This is a genomic window from Enterococcus sp. 10F3_DIV0382 (assembly GCF_002140245.1).
GTDB classification, from domain to species: Bacteria; Bacillota; Bacilli; order Lactobacillales; family Enterococcaceae; genus Enterococcus_B; species Enterococcus_B lactis.
Genome location: NZ_NGMF01000002.1, coordinates 192,215 through 215,156, shown reverse-complemented (window position 1 = coordinate 215,156; position 22,942 = coordinate 192,215). Strand labels below are relative to the sequence as shown.

Annotated in this window: 19 protein-coding genes, 1 tRNA gene, 2 pseudogenes and 1 other annotated feature; of the genes and pseudogenes, 4 read left to right on the top strand and 18 right to left on the bottom strand. The window is 38.3% G+C overall.

The window, feature by feature from the left end:
• Positions 1-235 precede the first annotated feature (235 nt).
• The 5 genes from A5849_RS11590 to opp3b are packed head-to-tail and all read right to left on the bottom strand — an operon-like array spanning position 236 to position 5,262.
• Positions 236-1,246 (bottom strand): RNA-guided endonuclease TnpB family protein, encoded by a 1,011-nt coding sequence (locus A5849_RS11590; RefSeq protein WP_002320387.1) that lies wholly within the window; start codon positions 1,244-1,246, stop codon positions 236-238.
• An 11-nt stretch (positions 1,247-1,257) separates the two neighbouring features.
• The gene (locus A5849_RS11585) at positions 1,258-2,211 is read right to left on the bottom strand and encodes an ABC transporter ATP-binding protein (RefSeq protein ID WP_002310132.1); all 954 of its coding nucleotides are present in this window, start codon (positions 2,209-2,211) and stop codon (positions 1,258-1,260) included.
• Complete coding sequence (locus A5849_RS11580; RefSeq protein WP_002310131.1) at positions 2,201-3,271, bottom strand: ABC transporter ATP-binding protein; 1,071 nt, start codon at positions 3,269-3,271, stop codon at positions 2,201-2,203. Before A5849_RS11580 ends, A5849_RS11585 begins: the two co-directional genes overlap by 11 nt.
• Positions 3,272-3,276: 5 nt before the next feature.
• Positions 3,277-4,320, bottom strand: a complete 1,044-nt coding sequence (locus A5849_RS11575) for an ABC transporter permease (protein WP_002293574.1) — start codon at positions 4,318-4,320, stop codon at positions 3,277-3,279.
• Complete coding sequence (gene opp3b, locus A5849_RS11570) at positions 4,321-5,262, bottom strand: oligopeptide ABC transporter permease (RefSeq protein ID WP_002293573.1); 942 nt, start codon at positions 5,260-5,262, stop codon at positions 4,321-4,323.
• An 83-nt stretch (positions 5,263-5,345) separates the two neighbouring features.
• Here opp3b and A5849_RS11565 point away from each other — a divergent pair, with 83 nt between their 5' ends.
• A complete protein-coding gene (locus tag A5849_RS11565; protein ID WP_002316786.1) occupies positions 5,346-5,693 on the top strand; it encodes a DUF3899 domain-containing protein in 348 nt (115 codons plus the stop codon).
• 69 nt (positions 5,694-5,762) lie between these two features.
• Here the strand turns inward: A5849_RS11565 and A5849_RS11560 are convergent, their stop codons facing one another.
• Both A5849_RS11560 and aac(6') read right to left on the bottom strand, forming a co-directional pair.
• Positions 5,763-7,424, bottom strand: a complete 1,662-nt coding sequence (locus A5849_RS11560) for a peptide ABC transporter substrate-binding protein (protein WP_002289796.1) — start codon at positions 7,422-7,424, stop codon at positions 5,763-5,765.
• Positions 7,425-7,969: 545 nt separating this feature from the next.
• A complete protein-coding gene (aac(6'), locus tag A5849_RS11550) occupies positions 7,970-8,518 on the bottom strand; it encodes an aminoglycoside N-acetyltransferase AAC(6')-Ii (RefSeq protein ID WP_002293989.1) in 549 nt (182 codons plus the stop codon).
• Positions 8,519-8,675: 157 nt separating this feature from the next.
• On the opposite strand from aac(6'), the pseudogene A5849_RS11545 reads away from it, so the two are divergent.
• Positions 8,676-9,022 (top strand): annotated as a pseudogene (locus A5849_RS11545) (glycerol dehydrogenase); the annotation flags it as partial.
• On the opposite strand, the pseudogene A5849_RS15350 reads toward A5849_RS11545, so the two are convergent.
• From A5849_RS15350 to A5849_RS11510, 7 genes and pseudogenes are all read right to left on the bottom strand, one after another.
• Positions 9,019-9,226: pseudogene (locus A5849_RS15350) on the bottom strand (hypothetical protein). The pseudogenes A5849_RS11545 and A5849_RS15350 sit on opposite strands and share 4 nt — an antisense overlap.
• Complete coding sequence (gene rlmN, locus A5849_RS11535; protein ID WP_002293564.1) at positions 9,216-10,283, bottom strand: 23S rRNA (adenine(2503)-C(2))-methyltransferase RlmN; 1,068 nt, start codon at positions 10,281-10,283, stop codon at positions 9,216-9,218. The pseudogene A5849_RS15350 and the gene rlmN overlap by 11 nt, the downstream one beginning before the upstream one ends.
• A gap of 233 nt (positions 10,284-10,516) precedes the next feature.
• On the bottom strand, positions 10,517-12,964 hold the full coding sequence (locus A5849_RS11530) for a DNA translocase FtsK (RefSeq protein WP_086310117.1): 2,448 nt from the start codon (positions 12,962-12,964) through the stop codon (positions 10,517-10,519).
• A 188-nt stretch (positions 12,965-13,152) separates the two neighbouring features.
• Positions 13,153-14,589 carry a glycoside hydrolase family 1 protein gene (locus A5849_RS11525; protein ID WP_002310127.1) on the bottom strand — a complete coding sequence of 479 codons (1,437 nt, stop codon included), beginning with the start codon at positions 14,587-14,589 and terminating at the stop codon, positions 13,153-13,155.
• Between the two features lie 742 nt (positions 14,590-15,331).
• The gene (locus tag A5849_RS11520) at positions 15,332-16,147 is read right to left on the bottom strand and encodes an amino acid ABC transporter substrate-binding protein (RefSeq protein ID WP_002310125.1); all 816 of its coding nucleotides are present in this window, start codon (positions 16,145-16,147) and stop codon (positions 15,332-15,334) included.
• Positions 16,148-16,165: 18 nt separating this feature from the next.
• Positions 16,166-16,801 carry an amino acid ABC transporter ATP-binding protein gene (locus A5849_RS11515; protein WP_002314089.1) on the bottom strand — a complete coding sequence of 212 codons (636 nt, stop codon included), beginning with the start codon at positions 16,799-16,801 and terminating at the stop codon, positions 16,166-16,168.
• An 18-nt stretch (positions 16,802-16,819) separates the two neighbouring features.
• Complete coding sequence (locus A5849_RS11510) at positions 16,820-17,461, bottom strand: amino acid ABC transporter permease (RefSeq protein WP_002293344.1); 642 nt, start codon at positions 17,459-17,461, stop codon at positions 16,820-16,822.
• A gap of 44 nt (positions 17,462-17,505) precedes the next feature.
• Positions 17,506-17,851 (bottom strand) — a binding site (T-box leader).
• Positions 17,852-17,950: 99 nt separating this feature from the next.
• On the opposite strand from A5849_RS11510, the gene A5849_RS11505 reads away from it, so the two are divergent.
• Complete coding sequence (locus tag A5849_RS11505) at positions 17,951-18,436, top strand: prolyl-tRNA synthetase associated domain-containing protein (protein WP_002310123.1); 486 nt, start codon at positions 17,951-17,953, stop codon at positions 18,434-18,436.
• Between the two features lie 430 nt (positions 18,437-18,866).
• Here A5849_RS11505 and acm read toward each other — a convergent pair whose 3' ends face one another.
• The 3 genes from acm to A5849_RS11490 all read right to left on the bottom strand — a co-directional run bounded on the left by acm (position 18,867) and on the right by A5849_RS11490 (position 21,790).
• A complete protein-coding gene (acm, locus tag A5849_RS11500) occupies positions 18,867-21,047 on the bottom strand; it encodes a collagen-binding MSCRAMM adhesin Acm (RefSeq protein WP_162897339.1) in 2,181 nt (726 codons plus the stop codon).
• A gap of 232 nt (positions 21,048-21,279) precedes the next feature.
• Positions 21,280-21,579: a bacteriocin immunity protein gene (locus A5849_RS11495; protein WP_002310121.1), complete on the bottom strand. Its 300-nt coding sequence runs from the start codon at positions 21,577-21,579 to the stop codon at positions 21,280-21,282.
• Between the two features lie 138 nt (positions 21,580-21,717).
• Positions 21,718-21,790 (bottom strand) — tRNA-Thr (locus tag A5849_RS11490).
• A 120-nt stretch (positions 21,791-21,910) separates the two neighbouring features.
• On the opposite strand from A5849_RS11490, the gene A5849_RS11485 reads away from it, so the two are divergent.
• Positions 21,911-22,153 (top strand): hypothetical protein, encoded by a 243-nt coding sequence (locus tag A5849_RS11485; protein WP_002291542.1) that lies wholly within the window; start codon positions 21,911-21,913, stop codon positions 22,151-22,153.
• A gap of 137 nt (positions 22,154-22,290) precedes the next feature.
• Here the strand turns inward: A5849_RS11485 and upp are convergent, their stop codons facing one another.
• Complete coding sequence (upp, locus tag A5849_RS11480) at positions 22,291-22,920, bottom strand: uracil phosphoribosyltransferase (RefSeq protein ID WP_002291540.1); 630 nt, start codon at positions 22,918-22,920, stop codon at positions 22,291-22,293.
• Between the last annotated feature and the right edge of the window lie 22 nt (positions 22,921-22,942).

Below are 22,942 nucleotides of genomic sequence, written 5' to 3'. Positions count from 1 at the left end.
AGCCGCTCTTTGTGTTTTGCGTTTTTCGCTCCATACTTTGGCATATCAGTAAAATTCTTCGAATAAAAAAATAACAATAGCAGAAAAAACTCGTACGAATTTTTTCTGCTATTGTTTTATTGGTTTGTCATAATTAGTGAGCTTTTCTTCAAAAGAAAATTCCTAGAAACAAAAGTCAATCAGACTTTTTATTAACAAGGCGAACCCTAACGCTCCTGTCAGTTTCATTCATTTTTTATTCCTTAATGACCGAATGCCTGCCTAGTTGTTCTAACACTTGGCTCTTTCTTACAAAATTGCTTTCTTCTGCTCCGTCGGTATTGATCAAAAGAAATTTTTTATTATACCATTGGGACTTATAACGCAATTTTGTTATTAATTTATGCCAGTCATGAATAGAAAAATCAGCATGTGCATCTTCTTTTGGAAAAGATTCTACAAATAAGTAGTCATATTGTTTGACCAATTTCCCAGATAATTGTTCAAGATAATCTTCTCGCTGGTTCTTTTGTTTCAGATAAAGATCCATTACTTTTCTCTTTTGTTTCTGATAATTGCTTGCCTGATCTAACCTGGTCTTTCTATGGTGAGCGGAGCGGACTTTTACGCTTAATTTCCGCTGTGCATGCTGAAGTTTTTCTTCTGTCTGGTCAAATTTTGGTAAAGTTACTTCTATGGGATGCGATGTTTCGATCAATGTTTTTGGATGATAGGCAATCCCAATCCATTTAGCTGACGATTCTTTTTTTATTGATGAAACATCACAAAGTAGTGCGACATAGAACTCTTCATTATATCGAGCAGAAATCGTAGCGGAACGAATCGTGCCTTCGACTGGACGGTGCTGGTTTATCTTGATTAGTTCTTTTTGTTTTGGTAATTTTAAGTGGCCGTTTTTCAGATAGACCGTATGAGTTTGATTATTCGTCGTATAAGATTGCCACATACTTTTTTTCGTTTTAAGCTTTGGGAAGCTGGCACGTCCCTTGAAATAATTGCGAAAAGCTCGGTCCAAATTAAGCTGTGCATTTGCTAAAGCAAGACTGTCTACCTCTTTTAAGAATGGGTATTCTTTTTTTAACGTAGCAGGCGTGAGCGAAAAATCGACCACTCCTGTTTGTTGCCAACTTTTCTGCCGTTCTTTCAGCAAATGGTTATAGGTAAATCGAACACAGCCAAAAGTACGGATCAATTGCTGTTTTTGTTCTTCTGTCGGATACATACGGAATTTAAAAGCTTTTAGCATCTATGTCCCTCCTAGTTAGCAACCAGAAGAGATTCCTTTTGTCGTTTTAATTTTTTTGCGTAATATGGGACTTCCTGCTCAGTTGCATAGACAAAATGTTCTGGTGCGATTTCACGAAGCTGACGTACTTGTCCGTCATCTGGTTCGGGTTGATATTTGATTCTTCTGCGCTTTCTCTCATGATCTGGATCTGGCAGAGGAATAGCAGATAACAAACTTTCTGTATAAGGATGGACACCGTGATTATAGATTTCATCACTTTTTCCCATTTCTAATAACAAACCGTTATGCATTACACCGATTCGGTCGCTGATATGTTTAACCATTGATAAATCATGCGCAATAAATAGATAGGTCAATTGATGTTCTCGTTGGAGATCTTGCAATAAATTGACAACTTGGGCTTGGATGGAAACATCTAATGCAGAAATCGGTTCATCGCAAATGATAAATCGCGGTTTTACTGCTAATGCTCGTGCAATACCAATACGCTGGCGCTGTCCGCCTGAAAATTCATGGGGATAACGAGTGCCGTGGCTCGGATTCAATCCAACGGTTCTTAATAGATCATCGACTTTTTTGGCACGTTCCTCTGGTGATTTAGCTAACCCATTGACATCAATTCCTTCCGCAATGATATCTCTGACTTTCATCCGAGGATTCAACGAAGCGTATGGATCTTGAAAGATCATCTGAACATCATGTCGGAATTTCGTCAATCCTTTTTTGTCTTTGATCTTCGTTACATCTTGACCGTCGAATAATATCTCACCGTCAGTAGGTTCATTCAAACGAATGATCGTTCGGCCAGTAGTGGATTTTCCGCTTCCAGATTCGCCTACTAAACCAAATGTTTCTCCTTCATAGATGTGAAAGCTGATGTCATTTACAGCATGTACTTCATTCTTTTTTCCTACATTGAAATACTGTTTCAGTCCTTTAACTTCAAGTAGTTTATTTGGCATCAGCAATTCCTCCTTGACCATAAGTATGTTTTTGTTTCTCTTTAAAAATAGCCCAGCGACGTTGGATTTCTCCTGGCGGCGTCACTTTAGGCGCTTGTGGAGCAAGTAGCCAAGTTGCTGCCTTGTGTGTTTTTGATAGTTCAAAAAATGGCGGTTCTTGTTCTGCATCGATTTTCATCGCGAATTCATTTCTTGGGTAGAATGCGTCTCCTTTTGGTGGATTCAGTAAATCCGGTGGAGAACCAGGAATGGCATACAATCGGTCGTTCGCACTGTCTAATGTCGGCATTGACCCAAGCAGTCCCCAAGTATAGGGATGTTGCGGGTTGTAGAAAATTTCTTCGGATGTTCCAACTTCAACGATTCTTCCCCCATACATAACAGCTACACGGTCAGCAACGTTCGCTACTACACCAAGGTCATGAGTGATAAAGATGATTGATGTATCGATTTTTGTCTGAATTTCTTTCAGTAGTTCCAATATTTGTGCTTGGATAGTCACATCAAGTGCTGTTGTAGGTTCATCAGCAATCAGAATTTCCGGATAACATACCAGTGCGATCGCAATCACGATCCGTTGGCGTTGACCTCCTGAAAACTGATGGGGATAACTATTGATACGTTTCTCAGCTTCAGGTATACCAACTAATTTAAGCAGTTCTAACGCAGCTTTTTGTCCCTCTTTTTTCGAAACTTTATTATGCTTTCTAAGTGACTCAGCAACTTGTTTCCCAATAGGCATCGTTGGATCTAAAGAGGTCATTGGATCTTGGAAAATCATTGCTATTTCTTTTCCGCGGATTTTTTGCATCTCTCTTTCTGTCTTTTCAACGATGTCTTTACCTTTAAAAAGGATTTGCCCAGCATCTATATTGGCATTGCTCGACAGCAAGCGCATGATGCTTCTGGTTGTCACTGATTTTCCGCTTCCAGATTCCCCAACGATCGCCAATGTTTCTCCTTTATTCAAATGAAAATTGACACCGCGAATCGCTCGTACCTTTCCAGCATACGTATCAAAAGAGATTTCTAAGTCTTTCACTTCTAAAATTTTCGTCATCGTCCTCACTCTTTCATTTTAGGATCAAAGGCATCACGCAATCCATCAGCAAGTAAGTTAAAGCCAATCATGATAACCGATAAAGTTACTGCCGGAATCCATAATAGATAAGGCAGATACAGGAATGTCTTGTACCCTTCGCTCAACATCGTTCCTAATGAAGCTGACGGAGGCGTAAGACCTAAACCGATAAAACTTAAAAAGGCTTCGAAGAAAATAGCAGATGGGATGCTAAACATCATTTGAATAATAATGACACTGGAGATATTCGGCAAAATATGTTTGAATGCAATTTTCATTCTTGACTCACCTAATGTCAATCCAGCTAGAACATATTCTTGATCTTTTAATTTCATTGTTTGTGCACGAACGATACGTGCCATTGGTATCCAGTTTGTGATGGCCATAGCAGCCACGATGGAAAAAATTCCTGGTTCGAAGACGACCAACATCAAAATCATGACAACGAGGTTTGGAATTCCTGACAAGATTTCCAAAAAACGTTGCATCGCATTATCGACACGTCCGCCTAACAAACCAGATATTAACCCGTAAGCTACCCCAATCGTTACATCTAGTAATGCAGCAATAAATGCGATCAGCAACGAGATTCTCGTTCCCATAAATAAACGGCTTAATACATCACGGCCCAAACCGTCTGTTCCTAAAAAGAAACTTACGTTTGAAGGAACGTTTGCTTGAGCATATTTATCAACCAGTTCTCCGCCGACCATTGCTTTTCCATTCAATCCATCGATATTGATTCCCGGAATACGAGGAGGCAAATTGATATAAGCCACGTTTTGGGCAGTTGGATCATGTGGCGAAACAAAGATCGTGACCACAGAGATCAAAATGATGACCAACAGTAAAAACATTGAAATAACGGCAGCTTTGTTTTTCTTTAAACGGCGCCATGAATCTTGGATAAAATTCAAAGAAGGTGCAGTAATCTGCTCACGTTCTTCTTCGGTATTTTTTTGTAATGGAAGAAACTCATCCGCAGGAATATCTGCGACTGTTTCATAACGCTTGGGTGTCATTTCCATTTATCCTCGGCTCCCTTCTGAAACACGAATTCTTGGATCAACTAGACCGTACAGCAGATCAACGATCAAAATAACAAAAATCAACATAAATGAGTAAAGAATCGTTACAGCCATGATCGTAGGATAATCATTTGTTGTGATCGACTTAACGAATTGTTCACCGATACCAGGAATAGCAAAGATATTTTCTACCACCAGTGATCCGGTCATCAATGCGACAGCCAAGGGTCCTAATAAAGTCATCAATGGGATCAAACTATTTCGAAGACCATGTTTAAAGGCGATTTCCCAACGGCTCAATCCTTTTGCTTTTGCTAATTCCACGTAATCACTATGCAGTACTTCCACCATTTCCGTCCGGATAAATCGAGCAGAATCAGCAAGCGGCGACATGGCCAATGCAATTGTCGGCAAGATCGTGTACACAAATCCATCCCATTTTGCGATTGGTAAAACTTGTAATTTGATTGCAAAGATATATTGTAGTAAAACAGCAAATACAAAGTTTGGAATGGAACGACCTAATATTGCTACAAGTGTAGAAGATGTATCTGCCCATGTATTTTGCTTCATGGCAGAAATCGTTCCTAAAATCGTTCCTAGGACTGTTCCAAAGATAATTGCCTGTAACCCTAATTGCAAAGACGGTCCGATTCTTCCAGCTAACAAATGTGCGACTGGCTGGTTTTTAAATTGGAAGGAAATTCCAAAATCTCCTTGAAGCAAATTAGAAAGATAAATCCCATATTGTACGATAACTGGTTTATCCAAACCGACTTGTTTATTTAGCATCTCGATTGTTTCAGGACTCAAACGTTCCTGATTCGTATATGGCGTGCCCGGCAGCAATTGCATCAAGAAAAAGGTGATTGTTGCAATTAACCAAAGCGTGATGATCATGAAAAAGACACGTTTTAATACATATTTGATATAACTATTCACTAATGTTTCCCCCTAGCTTTTGACTTCTGACAGATGTTTCGCTACATTATTAGATAATGAAGCAAAAATAAAGGAGCAATCAAATGAAAAAAAAATCTATCCCCTACGCAGTAGCTTTTCTACTGATTCTGGTTATTTTAATAAAAAACGTCATCAACCATTCCTTTACACTCATTCAATTATCTAATGATCTATTCTTATGGTCATTGCCGTTTCTGATTATCGGCGGTTTTTTATGGGTCTTTTCTTCGGGTTTCTTCGATCATTTTCAGCGATCGGTCCATCTTGCACGAACAAGGAACCGAAAGAAAAAACCAGAATTTTCCTCGCTCTCGACTGCCAGCTACGGTATGTACAGCTTTTGGCTGATCATTGCCGGAATACTAATTGCTCTTTCTGCTATTTTCATGCTTTTTTCTTTGTTAGGATAAGTGAATATGAGAACGAGGTTGCGACATTTGCCGCAGCCTCGTTTTTTCTCATGCTCACGGTATTAACGATTATTCTTCAACGTATGTCCATTTGTAATCCCATGAAGCGCCTGCAGCATGGTGAACGATACCTTTGATTTTTTCATTCACTAGGTGACCTTCTGCTTTTTGGTACACCGGAACGACACCCATATCATCAGAGATGATCTTGATTGCTTTTTGGAAATCATCCCAACGGGCTTGTTCATCGCCAGCATCTGTTGATGAAGCTGCTTTAACTGCTTCGTCATATTCTGCATTGCTCCAACGACCACGGTTGTATGAATTACCTGTGACAAACAAATCAGTAAAGCTGCTTGGGTCTGCATAGTCAGCAGCCCATCCGCCTAGTACTGCGTCAAAGTCACCCGAAGTTGAGCGGTCAAGACGCACAGAGAATGGAACAGGTGTTGGTTTGACTGTTACGCCATCCAAGTTTTCTTGGATTGAGTTTTGAACATATTCGATTACTTTTTTCGATGAATCATCATCAGAAGCCATCAAATCAAATTCTAAAGAATCAACGCCCAATTCTTTTTTCGCTTTTTCCCAATATTCTTTTGCCTTATCTTTGTCATAAGAAACTAATTTTCCAGCTTCTTTTGCAAAGTCTTCGTTCGTTGTTGGACTTTTTACCATATCTGATGGGATCAATCCTGTAGAGACAACTGATCCGTCACCTAGTACTTGTTTTACTAAAGCTTCACGATCGATTGAATAAGAAATAGCTTTTCTTAGGTTCACATTGTTGAATGGTGAATTCTTTTCACGTTGGTTGAATTCGATATAGCTTGTCCGTGCTTCTTTAACAGAAGTATAAGCTGGATCGTTTGCGTTTTGCTGTGCTAATTCACCAGACAAGATCACATCATCTGCTTGGCCATCTTTGAATAAGTTCAACGCAGTAGAAGATTCTTTTACTACACTGACTTTGATTTCAGAAAGTTTTACTGTGTCTTTGTCCCAGTAATGGTCATTTTTCTTATAAGTCCATTCTGTATCTGTTCCTGGTCCATCGAAATCTTCTAATGTGAATGGTCCATTATAAACAGCTTTATCACTTGCAGATGCATAGGCATCCCCATTTTCTTCCACTACGGATTGTTTTTGTGGGAAAAATGATGGGAAAGCAAGCAGGTATTGGAAATATGGTGTTTGTTTCGTCAATTTGATTTCTAATTCATAGTCGCCAACTGCTTTGATCCCTAGTTCTGATTTATCTTTCTTTCCAGCTGTGATGTCTTCTGCGTTTTCAACTGGCGCATACAGGTAAGCATATTCAGAAGCTGTAGCTGGGTCTACTGTTCGTTGCCAGCCATAAACATAATCCGCTGCTGTAACAGGATCACCGTTTGACCATTTTGCATCTTCTCGTAATTTGATTTTGTAAGTTAATCCGTCTTCACTGACTTCTGCCAACTCGCTAGCTCCTGCCGGCTGTGGTTTGCTGTCTTCATCAAGACGGTAAATTCCTTCATAAACGTTATTCAATGCTGTAAAACTGATTGTATCTGTTGCAACTGATAAGTCAGCTGTAGGCATTTCTTGAGGCACGACTAAGTTAAATACGCCTCCTCCATCTGCAGAACCGCTTTTTGCTGAACTACTGCTTGTGGCTGAACTGCCGCCATAACATCCAGCAAGTACAAGGCCGCATACCGCAACCAAACCAAATGTAAATTTCTTTTTCATTTTACGTACCCCTTTATTGGAATTTTCAGAATAATTAATATTTTCTGAAGTTGTTTAAGAGTTTAATGAATAATTATTAAAAAATCAACACTTTTTTTTTGTCTTTTACATAAAATAATGATTTTTTCGTGAGGTTTCAAGGAATTTTTCAGAAAAAAATAGCTTTGTACAAGGTTTTCTATTGCCTTCCAGTAACCATTAAATAATTTTTGTTATATTGTCTATTATTGCCATACAAAGATAAAAAAGAATAAAAAAAAGGAACTGTGACAAAAGTCTTTTCACAGTTCCTTATCCGAATAAACGGTGTTCTCCTGCCAACTCCTCGGTCACAAGTCACAATAGTCATCAAACATGAGAAGCTGTTTTTTGAAATTACTCCTTGTGACTCAGAGTGAAACGGCAAGTTCCCGACCTCTGGGTAAACGGTGTTCAATCAGCTGACCCTCGGTATTAGCTCAACAAATGGCAAAATATGAGGAACTATTTTTCCGTTTGTTTCTCTAATACTCAGGTCAGGACGCTGATTTCACAACCTCTTTTTATTATTGAGAATCTGGTCGAGGAATAATCGTTTTTGCCATCCAAATATCCGGTTTGTCCCAACCATTTGCATTTGGTAAGACACCTACGATTTTATAACCTAATTTTTCATAGAACTCATACGGATGTTCACGAAGGTTCTGGATGGAAGCCACTTTATCAAACGTATGCTCATACAGGTCCGTTTGACTTAACGTTGTTCCATGGTCTAAATCATCCGTACCTAAATAAATCGTTATTCCTCCTCTGGAAGCTACTTCTTTTTCTAAGTAATTGACTAATCGAGTACCTATTTGGTTCTTTCGTCGAGAGCTTTCTACAACTAATGGATGCAATTCCCAACCTGTGATACCGTATTGAGGGATTGCACCAATAAATCCTACTAACTCATCTTGGTCTACCGCTGCTACCGCGATTCGTTCTGGATTCATCATTTCTTCTACTTCTTCTGCCGAGCTGTCTCCATATTCTTCCGGCCAAGTCAGTCTCAGTAAATCAGAAAGCTGGTCTTTCAATACTGGATTATTACGGTCAAATTCACTGATTATCATACGTCTTCCCCCTTGTTCTTGCTTATTCTAACAGTCCTTTTGAAAAAACGAAATGTTCTCGCTCAAATTCTTTAGCAGTCAATTATTTCTCTAGCAAACTAATCGGCTGCCCTGCTTATAAAGCAAAAAAAACTCCAGAAATACTATTTCTGATAAGGTACACATATTCTATTGCAGTACGACCTCTAAAAAAAATGGAGGGATACCTTCACGGAGCATCTGTCAGTTATGGTGTACTGACCTTATTGATGATGGATCAGCAGTTCGATTTGTTTGATAAAATCTATGTGTTTATGAAAAAAACAACTTCCAGTATCGTTAACCGACATGAATCTCAATATCACGACCGATTTAGAAGCAATCTTAGATAAAGCCATGACCACAAATGATATCAAACACGTGCCTTATGAAATCTCCCGAGAAAAATTTAAACAGGCCATTCTTGACGTAGAAACTTATCATGCTACACAAGAAAGCCAGCAAGGATATAAGAAAATCAGTTAAATAATTGCTAAAACCCCCATCAAGCAGGCTGTCATCAAATTGACGACATTTCTTTGCTTGATGAGGGCTTTTCTTGTCAAAAAACGCTTTATAACTTTCGCTATAGAATCTTTTCACTTATTTAAGTTGGACAGTTCCTTAATTAATAAAACTGCTCCTTTTATGGTAATTGAAAAAACAAAGCAGGCTACGATTATTTGGCAGCTGTTTTTTTCATTTGCTTGCTTCGCAATTGTCCGCAAGCTGCATCAATATCTGTACCATGTTCTTTACGTATCACACAGTTTACGCCGTTTTTCTTCAATACATCATAAAATCTCAATACATCAGCTTTTGGACTGCGAGAATATTGATCATGTTCACTGACTGGATTATATGGAATCAAGTTGACATATGCTAACTTTTTCTTATCTTTTAATAGATCTGCTAATTGTTGCGCATGCTCTGGTCTATCATTTACTTGATTCAACATGATATATTCAAACGTGATTCGACGGTTTGTTTTCTCTAAATACTCATCCACAGCTTCCATCAATTTCTCAATTGGGAAACTTCGATTGATCCGCATAATCGATGTTCGCACCTCATTATTCGGCGCGTGCAAGGAAATAGCCAGATTTACTTGCAAGCCGTTATTAGCGAATTCCTTGATTTTGTGTGCTAAGCCACTAGTAGAAACTGTAATATGTCGCGCACCAATCGCCAATCCTTTGGCATCATTAATAATATGCAAAAAGTCCATTACATTGTCGTAATTATCAAATGGCTCACCGATTCCCATTACGACGACATGGGAAACACGTTCGCCAAGATTGCGCTCATCAAAATAATGTTGAACCATCATGATCTGCGCGACGATTTCTCCAGCGGTCAAATCACGGTTCTTTTTAAGCAACCCGCTTGCACAAAATGTACAGCCGATATTACATCCTACTTGTGTGGTCACGCAAACGGACAAGCCGTATTCTTGTCTCATTAGTACGGTCTCGATCATATTTTTATCAGGAAGTTCAAACAAATATTTTACTGTACCGTCCGAAGCTTCTTGGACGACCATTTGTTTCAGAGGATTGATGATAAAATGTGCCGATAATTTTTCTATCAATTGTTTTGATAGATTCGTCATTTCTGTGAAGTTACTTACACGTTTTTGATACAACCATTCCCAAACTTGGGCAGCTCGGAATTTTTTCTCACCGTTTTCTATAAACCAATTGATTAATTCTTCATTCGTCAAGCCATAGATGGATTGTTTTTCCAAAGTATTTTCCCTCTTTTTCTCAAAGTTTCGCTACATACTATACATGATTCGTTTAGTTAATGCAATACTTCACAAATAAATCGAATAGAACTTTCATCTCATAAAAATCAAAAAAGACAAAACATCGTACCGTATTAGAAAAGATGGGAAAAAAGCCATTTTTTCTCTTGGTATCATCATGTCTTGTCTTTTTTATATAGTTATTCGTTTTTCAACCGTTCATTGAACAAGTTTTACATATCATTATCTTCCGGCAGTGGTTCTGATGTTTCCTCTTGATCAATGAATACTTTCCGAGGCTTACTTCCTTCTGATGGGCCAACAACTCCATGAGCTTCCAGTTCATCTACGAGTCGAGCGGCTCGGTTGTAACCGATTCGAAATCTTCTTTGGAGAAGGGAGATACTTGCTGTTTGCATTTCAACAACAAGTGCTTTTGCTTCCTCAAACAGCTCATCTTGTGGCTGTTCTGGGGCACCTGCCGTTTCAACTTCATCTGTCGGCATCATTTTCTCTTCATAATGAGCTTCTTGCTGATCTGTAACAAATTGAACGATCCGCTCCACTTCATGGTCAGAGATGAACGCTCCTTGCACACGGATAGGTTTATTCTCACCCATTGGCAAGAACAGCATATCTCCTCGCCCTAAGAGCTTTTCTGCTCCATTAGAGTCGATGATCGTCCGAGAATCTGTACCACTTGATACAGCAAATGCCATTCTAGAAGGTACATTTGCTTTGATGATCCCTGTGATAACATCCACACTTGGACGTTGAGTAGCTAGGATCATGTGGATGCCCGCTGCCCGAGCCATTTGCGCTAAACGAATAATCGCATCTTCGACTTCGTTGCTAGCTACCATCATCAAGTCAGCTAATTCATCTACGATTACTACGATGAATGGTAAGGTTGGATGTTTCGTTCCGTTTTCTAAGTTTTTCTGCTGAACAAATTCATTGTAACCAGAAATATTTCTTACACCAGTTGCCGCAAATTTTTCATATCGTTCTTCCATTTCTTGTACTACTTTTTGTAAGGCTTGTGCCGCTTTTCTAGGGTTCGTTACGACCGGCGTCAACAGATGAGGTATCCCGTTGTACATATTTAATTCAACCATTTTCGGATCGATCATCATCAGTTTTACTTCATGGGGCTTAGCACGCATCAATATACTTGTAATGATCCCATTGATTGCTACTGACTTCCCACTACCAGTCGAACCAGCTACAAGTAAGTGAGGCATTTTCGAAAGATCAGCCGTTTGTACTCGTCCAGAAACATCACGTCCTAAGGGTACTTCCAGTAATTTATCTGGATGGTTTGGCTGAGCTTCGATGATTTCTCTAAAGGAAACCATACTGATCTTTCCATTTGGTACTTCAATACCAATCAGTGATTTACCTGGGATCGGCGCTTCCATCCGAACATCTTTCGCTGCTAAAGCAAGTGCGATATCATCTGTTAAGTTCACGATTTTACTTACTTTTACCCCTACAGCTGGTTGGACTTCGAATTTTGTGACGGATGGGCCTAAACTAGCTTTGACGACCTTAGCATCCACACCGAAACTTTGGAAAGTTTGTTCCAATACACCGATATTTTTTTCAATTTTTTTATACTCATCACTTTGATCCACAGTTGGTATAGAATCAAGCAAGTCAACTGTCGGCAATTCATAATCTTGATTTTCCTGTTCTGCTTCGATCTCAAATTCTAATGAGGTACCGTCATCCTCTGGCAACTCATTAGCATAACCTTCTGCTGTATTGGTCTGTTTTGGTGTATCTGGGACTGGTTTTTCTAGATTCGCAGGATGGATATTTTCTTGAAAACTGTCAATTGGAACAAAACTTAACTGCTCAGGTTCGGCATTTTCTTGTTCCTGCCATTCATCAGGAGTATTTTTCCTTTGCTGGTTCACAGCTTTTTTCTTCTCATATTCTACTGCTTCTTTTTCTGCTGCTTCTTGTGCCGCTAAGCGTCTCGCTTCTTTCGCTTCTGCACGCTGTTTCATTCTTTCTTCCTTTGCCGCTTGCTTTTGAGCTTGCTTGGCAGGATCACCTTCCAATAATTCCTGTACCCGTTCTCCAATTGATTGGATACCATTCAGCAGCTGATAGCCTTCCAAATTACTGAACAAGAATGCTCCACCCGCCAGTAATAGAATGGCTACTAAATAACTTCCAGGCTGTGCAATCAAGAAATAAGTGAAATGATAAAGAATTGCTCCGATCATCCCTCCGCCAACGTTATTATCTACTTGACTTTGTTTTATATCGCTAGCCAATAAGTCCCATGTCGTCCCCATGATATTTGGTTCCCCAGTATGGAGTTTGCCGAATAAATGGGCATGTAGCAATAATAAGATACCGAAATAAAAGAGTATACCGCCAAACCAGCGTCGGTTTTTGCCAATTGAAAACTCTGTATTCTTAATGACAATCCAAAATCCTAATACGGCTAATAAAAGACAGAGGATTTGGTAAGTATTTCCTGCAATGATCCGAAAGCCGTTTGCAATCAATATTCCTAAAAAACCTAATTTTAAAAAGCCGAATACAGCAAATAGAATCAAGGAAAATCCAACACCAATCGTCAGCATTTGTTCTTGCTGCTGTTTTTGCTTTTTCGTTTTTTTCGTCTTTTTCCTTTTCTTAGTAGGCCGTTTCTTTTGTGCCATTTATTATCCCTCATTTCATCAAGTTTCATTATACAAAAAAAAGCAAGGGAACTAAAGTTTTGTTTGAAAGAACTGACGCTTTCTTTCATTTTTCAGCTTATTTTACAGTTTTTCTTAATTTCTAAATGATTTTATCAAAAAAAGGCACGGCCATATCCAGCCGTACCTTCTTGTTTTAAGCATGAGAACTAAAGGTTCTCTCCATTTTCTTCAATCAGTTTTTGGTACCAGTAATAACTGTCTTTCTTATATCGTTCCAAAGATCCTTCTTGTGTTTCATCTTGATCGACATATACAAATCCATATCGCTTTTGATAACCGTTCAGCCAACTCAGCAAATCTGTATAAGACCATGTACAATAGCCTAATACTTCTGCGCCATCCGAAATTGCTTCTTTGATTGCTTTGACATGGCTTTGTAAGTAATGGATTCGATAGTCGTCATGGATTTGTTTGTCTTCTGTCAACTTGTCATATTCTCCTAAGCCATTTTCCGTGATCAGTACCGGCATGCGGTAACGGCTTGTGATACGACGCAATCCGATCCTTAAGCCTTCTGGGTCGATCTCCCAGTCCCAATTTGTTCGTTCGACAAATGGATTCTCAACTTTTTTATACATTCCAGGAACCCCTGTTTCTTCTGATGAACCTTTTTTCCCAGTCGTATTCATTTTTCCTGCTCCAACTCCATCTAATGGATTGAATGCATTCGTCGCTGTTTGATAGTAATTGATCCCAAGGAAATCTGGCTTGGCTGATTCTAGCAATTCTGCATCGCCAGCTACAATCGTTGGCGCCCATCCTTTTTCTTCTAAGAATCTCATAGCAGCAATAGGATATTTACCCCACATGTAGACATCCATCCAATAATTGGCCATCAGATCTTCTGCATTTTCGGCTGCCAGAACATTTTCAGGATTACTGTCGATTGGATAATTTGGCGTATACGCAAAGCTTGGTCCGATTTTTCCAGGCATTTCTAACTCATGGAATTTGTTGATGACAGATGCATTTGCTAGATTTGCGATATGGTTGACTTCATACATTCGTTTTGGATCCGTCACGCCTGGCGGATGTGCTGCTAATAAATAGCCTAATGAAGTAAAGATATTTTGTTCATTCAAACTAATCCAGTAATGTACTTTCCCGCGGAATGCCTCAAATAATGTTTCTGCATAATTAGTGAAATCTTCAATGATTTGACGTGATTCCCAACCATTATATTCATCTTGCAATGCTTGTGGAAGATCCCAATGATACAAAGTCAACATAGGCTCGATACCGTTTTCGATCAATTCGTCGATCAATCTCTCATAAAAAGCGAGCCCTGCTTGATTGACTTCTCCTCTTCCATTAGGAAAAATCCGTGTCCAAGCTACAGAGAAGCGGTAAGCTTTCAGACCTTGTTCTTTCATTAAAGCAATATCTTCTTTATAACGATGATAGTGGTCTACTGCCAGATCACCGTTTGTTCCTTTAAATGTCTTTCCTGGAATCCGAACAAATCGATCCCAGACTGATTCGCCTTTCCCATCTTCTTGCCAAGCTCCTTCTACTTGATACGCTGCAGATGCAGAGCCCCACAGAAAATCTTTTGGAAATGAGGTAAGTTCTTTGTGTTCCATTCATCTCTTCCTTTCCTATAACCTTCAATCGTTCCTCTTTTAGAATAACACGAAACCCCTTCCACAACAAAATAAAATTATGTAAAGGAAGTTGTGAAAGAAGTGGTCAGCTTCAAGAAATAAGAAGGAATTTACGAAAATTGCTTCTCAAATTTTTGTGAAATTTCGGCTTATTTTTCGAAGAAGGTACTTCTGGAACACCGTGTATAAGAGGTTGTGAAATCAGCGCTTTGTCCTGAGTATTAGAGAAACAAACGGAAAAATAGTTCCTCATATTTTGCCGTTTGTTGAGCTAATACCGAGGGTCAGCTGATTGAACACCGTTTAAGAAAGAGGTTGTGAAAAAGTCGCTTAGTTTCGAGTATTAAGAAAAATTTTGTGGAAATGGCTTTCTACATTTTTGCATAAATTGGACTTAATACCGAGAAACTGGCTTTTGAACACCGTTTAAGGAAGAGGTTGTGAAATCAGCGTTCTGATCTGAGTATTAGAGAAACAAACGGAAAAATAGTTCCTCATATTTTGCCGTTTGTTGAGCTAATGCCGAGGGTCAGCTGATTGAACACCGTTTACTAAGAGGTTGTGAGCCTGCCGTTCAGCTCCGAGTCACAAGGAGCAATTTCAAAAAACAGTTTCTCATGTTTGTTGAATATCGTGACTTGTGACCGAAGAGTTGGCAGGAGAACACTGTTTATTCGGAAAAAGGGACTGGGACACGTCTTTTGTCACAGTCCCCTATTTGTTAATTTCTCGGCGTGACATCTTCACCAAACCATTTATTGGAGATTTTTTGGAATTCCCCTGTTTTTTCTAATCGATCAAATGCTTCATTTATTTTCTTCACTAACGTATCATCTGACTTACGCACACCAACCGCAAAATCCTCACTTTCGTAAGAGCCTTTTGTCATGTTGAAGTCTTCTAGTTCGTTTCTTTGTTTCAAATAATAGTCCGCATATACTTTATCCATCAGCAAACCATCAATCCGTCCGCTTTTCAGATCAATCAGTGCTTCATTAAAACTATCGTACAAAACAGCATCTTGGTTTTTGACTCTCTCTTTTAACACTTCTGGTTGTTTCGTAAATACATCATAACCAGATGACCCATTTTGCGCACCTAATCTCTTATTTTTCATTTGCTCAAAGCTTGTGATTCCTGATTCTTTAGGTGTGATCAGCACTTGATCATTTTCCATATAAGGTTTTGTAAACTGCACTTTCTTTTCTCTTGCCGGTGTCTTGGAATAGCCATTCCAGATCAAGTCGATTGTTCCATTGTTCAGTTCAAATTCCTTCATCGACCAGTCAATAGGCTGAAAGTCTACCGTAATCCCATATTGTTCAAAGACTGCTTTGGCTAAATCAATATCGAATCCTGTAAGCTTCCCATCTTTATCTCTAAATCCCATAGGAACAAATGTATCGTCCAAACCTATAACGATTTTTTTCTCTTCGTTGATAGCCGCCCAATTATCTGCTGAAGCCTTTTTATTCGAACAGCCTGCAAAAAGAAGAAGACCTACGAGCAAAGCGAATAGAAAACTGATTTTTTTCATCTCTATCTTCTTCCTTTCTTAATGAATTGGGGAAACTTTTAATAGTTGATCACCGACATTTTCTGCAAATACGAGATCATGGGTGACAATGATTTGGGTTACCCCGTCTTCTTTCAATGATAGGATCAAACGCTCGACTTGCTGACGCAACTCAGGGTCTAAAGCACTCGTTGGTTCATCATAAGCCAATACCCGTGGATTCATGGCCAATGCTCTAGCAATCGCTACCCGTTGTTTTTGTCCGCCAGAAAGCTGATAAGGATAGTTATTCAATAAATCGCTAATCCCTAATGAAGCCGCTAATTCTTCTGCTTTTTTGGTGTATTCTTCTTTTGTCTGTTTCAATACCATTTTCGGTGCTAAGGTAATGTTTTCAAAAATATTCAGATGTGGAAATAGCTGGAAGTCTTGGAATACGACTCCTACAACTTGTTCTTTCATTTTAAGTTCGAATGGATTGAACGGTACACCGTCTAAATAAAATTCTCCGCTGTCAGAGCTTTCTAAGCCAGCCAAGATACGTAAAAGTGTGGTTTTACCGCCACCGGAAGGACCTACGATAGCTAATGTTTTCCCATCTGGAATGATTAGATCCAAATCTTTGATTATTTCTTTTTCACCAAATGCTTTGTTCACTTTCTTCAATTCAATCATACTTCTTCCTCCTATCAGTTAGCGGTAATAATTTAATTTTCCTTCAACTTGTTTCATTACGATTGTTAGAATACCAGTCAATGTAAGATAGATGATTGCCACTCCTAGCAAAGGCAGTAAAGTCGCGTCGCGTTCCATCGCGATTTTCCCGGCACGCATTACATCACCCAAACCTAATATATAGATCAAGGAAGAATCTTTGACCAAGTTGATAACTTCATTACCTACAGAAGGTAAAACAATCTTTGTCACTTGCGGGATGACGATTTTCGTTACCGTTTGGAAGGGACTTAATTGCAAAACTTGCGCTGCTTCATATTGACCTTGAGGAATCGATTGTATCCCTCCACGGAAGATCTCTGCAAAATAAGCGGCATAGTTCAAGATAAAAGCAATGAGCGCTGCTTCGAATCGATCAAAAACGATCCCAATCGTCGGCAAACCATAAAAAACAAAAATCAGCTGTAACAATAGTGGCGTTCCCCGCATGATCCATACATATGTTTGAAGAAAGTAGCGTAGCGGCTTAAAATGCAAGGACAATCCTAGTGCTAAAATAATCCCTAATGGCAACGAGCCAATCAAGGTAAATAAAAATAATTTCAATGTTGTGAGTGCTCCTACTAATAATTGCGGCATAACTTCAATTAAATACTCCATCTTCTTTTCCTCCTTTAAAATAAAAAAATCCTCTTGGCAAATGCCAAGAGGACGTATTATACGTGGTTCCACCTCTGTTTATTTTTTCCTTGCAGAAAAAACCTCACACAGTCGTTGCAAATCAGATGAAAACAAAACGTCCTTTGATCCGAAGATCAAAGGACGTTAATCACGTGGTTCCACCTTTTTTTACCGGCTCCTCACGGAAAAGCCAGCCTTACCTGGTCATCTAGCAACGACCGCAGCTGTAACGGGCTCCCCGGATTTTCCTACTATACGCTTCAGAAAATCGACTCCAAGATGTGTTTCACGGTTAACTGTTGTCTCTTTCCACCAACCAGAGACTCTCTAAAAACACCTAACTGCTACTCTTCTTTTCGATGTCATTTGTTTTAACTTTACGTGTAATTTACATGATTATTTTTCATTTGTCAACTCTTGTCAACTCTTTTTTATGATACACTAATAAAAAAAGGAGGGTGATGCGCGATGAATCGTGCAACCGAACAAGAAGCTTATGAACTACTAAGAAAACTAGGTATCTCTTTTCAAAAAGTTGATCATCCTGCGATTACGTCAGTCAAAAATATCCCTTTTTCCCTACCTGGTCCGCAAGTAAAAAATCTATTATTGAAATCAAGAAAAGGAAAAAAAATCTATCTTGTCATCTTGCCTGATGAAAAGCATGCCGATTTAAAACAACTAGCTGAACAATTAAAAGAAAAGCGCTTATCTTTTGTTTCTGAAGAACAGCTTCCTGACCTTCTAGGAATTCCAGCAGGTACAGTGACTCCATTAGCATTGATGCACGACACAGAGAAAAAAATCCAAGTCGTGATCGATTCTGCTATTGATCGTCAAGATACCGTAGGCTTTCATCCAAATATCAATACCACTACGTTGATCATGGATTTTTCCGACTTTGAAAAGATACTTGTTTACTTAGAACATCTGCCAGTTTATGAAAATTTGTAATGATAGAGTAGTTTTCTTAATTCCCAATTCAAGCGTCTTTTTCTTTATTTAGCACAAAATATATCAGAAATTCTTTTAGCCAATCAAACAATGTAACAACTAGTATGAACGCTGAAAACTAGAGTATTCTTCCATAGTTAGCCAAATCCATATTTATTGATTCTACGAAAAGAGGCTAGGACAGAAGCGTTTAACTCCAAGAGATAAGAAGAAATTTACGAAAATTGCTTTTCAAATTTTTGTGAATTTCAGCTTATTTCCGAAGGAGTGGCTTCTGCTTCCGCCGTTTATACGTGTTTAGAGCGTGAGACAAAAGTGTTCTTTACTTTTGTCCCATGCTCTTTTTGATTATAAAGCGGAATTTTATCCTTTTGCTTTCAGTCATATTTAACAAAAAATATTATATTCTGAATAACAAAAATTATTCTATCTAAACTTTTTTATATTTTTGTAAGAATATCCCTGTACAGATAGTTACTATCAATAAACCAATGATTACAGCAAAACTAGATTTTTTACTACTTGTTTTAGGAAGAATGTTTTTTGATTTATTTGTTATCTGTTTAGGTACAGCTCTCTTACTAATATAATTGGTTCTTTTATAATTGGTTCTTTGTTCGCTAGATTCTCCTGTATGAGCAAATATTTGCAATTTTTGAGAGAATAGATTTCTAATTTTCTCTCTCTCTGTCTTCTCTGGAAAATTTTTCCACGGTGTTATATGGCTACCTAGTATAGATATATTTGTTTTGCCCGGTGTATAACTGTTTTTGATGTTATACCCGTCAATTGTCGTACTGTATTCTGGTACATTGTCTTCCGTTACAGTATAGATGATTTCTTGCCCGTCTTTGTATTTTGGCAGATTTGTGAAACGATAGTGCCAATCATCTTTTTCACTTACTTCTTTATGTTGGATTGGTTGACCGTCGGCTAATAGATTCACTGTGATCGTTGTCGGTCGTTTACCGTCTTGATTCTCATTGTCTTCCCATGTTTTTTGTCCTGAGACCGAAATGACTTCTCTATTCTCATTTGTAACGACTAGCCCGTTTTCAATTTTTTGATAACCTGAAGGGACGTAATCATTTCCGTTTTGGTCTACTTCTTGCACTTTAAACGTATATTCGTTTCCACTATCATCATACTGTTGGATATCTTCCCAAGTCACTGAAGTTATTCCATTATCTAATCGCTTTGTTTCTGCATCAGGAACTGGTTCCCAATTGTTTGTACTTTCTCTGAATAATTTAAAATAAATACTTGGTCTGGGAGTGGTTCCACCGTTCCAAATTTTAGTTGCTGTGATGTTCGTAACCTTTTTCTTGTTATAAATAGGTAAACTGACTCCCTCTGTATCATTTTCATTTATGGAGAATTTGAGTTCATTTGAACTTAGTGGATCAAAATCAATCCAATTGGGTGCTTCTTTTTCTTTTACAACATAATCTCCTACTTGCAGACCTTTGATACTAACTTCTCCCTGTTCATTCGAAGTCAACAGGATACTAGACTGTCCTTGAATAGGCTGTTCATCTGCTCGTCTTAATTCGAAAGTCACATTTGGGATACCAATCTCTGTGCCATTGATATATTTGAAAATCTTCAATTCGCCTCTAACTGTACCGTTGACTCCACCAGAAGCTGAAATATTTTTAACCGTATGATTGAAACCTTCTCCATCAACAGCAGGTTTATTAACTTCTTTAAACCAAGCTTTCGAATGATTCTCAAAACTTGTTTGTTCTGGGGTTTCTATAATCGTCTTATAACTCACCATTATTTTCCTAAGATTGACAAAGTTTTTTGGTATAGTTATTTCAATGTAATTATCATTTACTGAAAAATCAAATGTAGCACCGGGGAAATCTTGTAAAAATTGTTGGATTCCCTCTTCTCCTCTGTAAACTTTCTGTTCACCTAAGTGTATTTGATTAATTTCAAACGTACTTGGATCTAATCTTTGTCCACTTTGGATTTCATCACTGATTTTAACTGGTTGTTCAACGTAAGTGTCGTCATTGTTAATATTCAAAAACCATCGAATGTGCTCAGTATCTTCAGGAAGCATGTCTCCTGTTTTATAATAAAAAACGCTAGAAGAAGAACCAGAAGCTGGCTTTGTCACATTTACAGTAGCCGTTTTGTCACCACTCATCACGGTGAATGGCCCCGTATTTTCTTCACCAGTATCGGTTACGTTTCTGGCCTGGATCTCAAATTGCCCCCACCCTTCTACTGAGTCTATGTTTTTAATATTTTCATTAAATACAACCTGTGCAGAATCTTTTCTGACCGTTAAAGTTCCAACATTTTTATTTTCAATCATTAATGGGATTTCTTTCTGGAATCCTTCACCGCGAATATTTCCTTCACTTGGCCAATTGATCCAAAGATAATCACCTGGCTGGATATCTTGTTTTTTTTCGTCAAACGAGAATTTTACTTTTATGTTTCCTCCATCTGTAATATTCGTTGGGTCCACGGTCAACGAAGTGACGTTACTGCTGATATCTCTGCCTGCGTCCGCATAGACATGAACAGGAATCAGTGATGTTATATTAGTAATAATAAATAACATTGATAAAATAATATTTCTACACTTTTTCATTTTTTCTATCTCCCCTATTCTAACTCTGTCTCTTATACACATCTAGATGTGTATAAGAGACAGGCATAAAATATTCTTTTAATTAGCATTATTATTTTATAACAGCTGTTTTTATATTAAATAAAGAATAAAACACAATATAAAAAATACAGACTTTGTTCAAATAAACGAACCTAGCCTGTATTCTGTGATTGACGCTACTTTTTAATTCATTGAGATGAATAATCCATTTTTATAAATGCCCAAAAGTAATCGATGCCGAAGCCATTCCTCGACCTAATTCTTTTTCAAATTTTCCTATTGTTGATATCTCCATATAAAACGGTGAGACTGCTTTAGACAATTCTCCCTTGATTGCTAACGGACGTAAACTACGTTCCAAATTATTCATGACTTTAGGATAATACTGACCTTTTTCTAAGCCTGTTTTTGCTTCTATCAGAAGTATACGTTCCTTTTCATTGATCTCTGGATTTAAAACGAGATCATATAATTTTAGTACCATGTTTTCTATTTCTTCACTTTTAGACATCACGATTTCCTCCCAGAAATATATTTCTCCCCACTACATTCTATACACAAAGTATACGCCATTTTTAGTGGTTTTTAAATCACACAGACATAAAGAAAAAAGACAGATACCCAACCAGGGTATCTGTCTTTTGCTTTATGCCAGCTATAGGGATCGAACCTACGACCTACGCGTTACGAGTGCGTTGCTCTACCAACTGAGCTAAGCTGGCCTTATCCAAAAGAAATTATATACTCTATTTGGCTGATTGTAAAGAGTTCGATGGAAAATTAGTTTAATTTCATGATATTTTTCATAAAACGTGGTATAATTGATGTGAAAGGCAGGTTTTATGAAAATGGCAACTTTTGGAAAATTTGATACAACTATCGTACCATCGGAAATTGGTGAAAAATTCAAGATCAATACTCACGTAATGTTCACGATTCACGGCAAGCCGCAAACTGGAACGATTTCAAAACAATTGAAAAATTCCGCTGTTGTTGAGATTGATGAAACTGCAGAAAATGCGAACTTGATGACGCAAAGCAAAGGTGTAGTAATCGTTAACTACAAAGAACTTAAAAAGATTTGAATTTGACCATCTCTGCATTTTTGGGATGGTTTTTTTATATACAAACGAAAGCTGTGAAAAAGCTGCTCTGCCTCAAACATTAAAAATGACCAAAAAAGGATGTGACAAAAGTTGTGTCACATCCTTTTTCATTTTACTTATTTTGTACCAAACAAACGGTCACCCGCATCCCCTAGTCCAGGAACGATATAACCATGTTCATTCAATTTTTCATCTAGAGAAGCTGTATAGATATCAATATCAGGATGCGCTTCTTGCAAAGCTTTTACTCCCTCAGGTGCTGCTACCAAACAAACAAATTTGATGTTCGACGCGCCACGTTCTTTCAATGCATCGATTGCCATGATTGCTGATCCACCTGTTGCCAACATTGGATCTACTACGAACAACTGACGTGCATCAATGTCTTCTGGAAGTTTGACGAAATATTCATGTGGCTCAAATGTTTCTTCATCTCGATAAAGACCGATATGGCCCACTTTAGCAGCTGGAATCAATTCCAAGATACCATCAACCATTCCGATACCTGCACGCAAGATTGGAATAATCGCTACTTTTTTACCGGACAACGTTTTTTGTGTTGTTTCAGTGATCGGTGTTTCGATCACGATGTCTTCCAACGGCATATCCCGTGATACTTCATATGCCATCAACATAGCGATTTCATCGACTACTTCACGAAAAACCTTTGTTCCGCAGTTTTTGTCCCGAATAATAGTTAGTTTGTGTTGAATCAATGGATGATCGATCACTTGAAATTTGCCCATTTTTTTTAAGCTCTCCTTTGTT